Source organism: Pedobacter sp. BMA, from assembly GCF_001027745.1.
Taxonomy (GTDB): domain Bacteria; phylum Bacteroidota; class Bacteroidia; order Sphingobacteriales; family Sphingobacteriaceae; genus Pedobacter.
Window position 1 is genome coordinate 1 of the sequence record NZ_LECU01000019.1, and the last position, 887, is coordinate 887.

The 887-nt window shown below is 44.2% G+C and carries 1 protein-coding gene; it reads left to right on the forward strand.

Annotation, left to right across the window (positions count from 1 at the left end):
- Nucleotides 1-887, forward strand: an 887-nt coding sequence (locus AB669_RS21320; RefSeq protein WP_047801402.1) for a hypothetical protein, incomplete at both ends; no start/stop codon positions are given.

Genomic DNA, 887 nt, shown 5'->3' on the forward strand with positions numbered 1-887 from the left:
TGAATTACAATCTTGTTGTTAAAAACACAGGTAATATAACTTTAACCAATCTGGTTGTTACGGACGCCAATGCCACAGTAACAGGTTCACCGGTTTCTAGTTTGGCTCCGGGGGCAAGTGTAACACTTACTGCTGTTCATGCTTTAACTCAAGCCGATATTGATGCGGGTACATACAGCAATACGGCAACGGTAACGGGTAAAACACCCGCTGGAGCAGATGTGAGTGATGTTTCAGGAACGACTGAGGCTAATGATACGCCGACAGTGGCGACTATTACGCCGGCTGGTTCTTTGACCTTGGTTAAATCTGTTAACGGAACTGTTCCGAATAAAGCAGGCAAGGTATTGAACTACAATCTTGTTATTAAAAACACGAGTAACGTCACCTTAACCAATCTTGTGGTTACTGATGCAAACGCAGTCGTGACAGGTTCTCCGGTTTCTACTTTGGCTCCGGGCGCAAGTGTTACTCTGACTGCTGCTCATACATTAACTCAAGCTGATGTTGATGCCGGAAGTTATACCAACACTGCAACGGTAACGGGTAAAACACCAGCTGGAGCAGATGTGACTGATGTTTCAGGAACGACTGAGACTAATGATATACCAACAGTGGCAATCATTACGCCGGCTGGATCTGTTACTTTAGTGAAAAGTGTGAATGGATCAGTACCAATGGCTGTTGGTGGTGTATTAAATTATAACTTGGTTATTAAAAACACAGGTAACGTAACCTTAACTAATCTGGTGGTTACCGATGCGAATGCCATAGTAACCGGCTCACCGGTTTCGACTTTAGCTCCTGAAGCAAGTGTAACATTAACGGCTGTTCATACTTTAACTCAAGCCGATATTGATGCGGGTACATACAGCAATACGGCAACG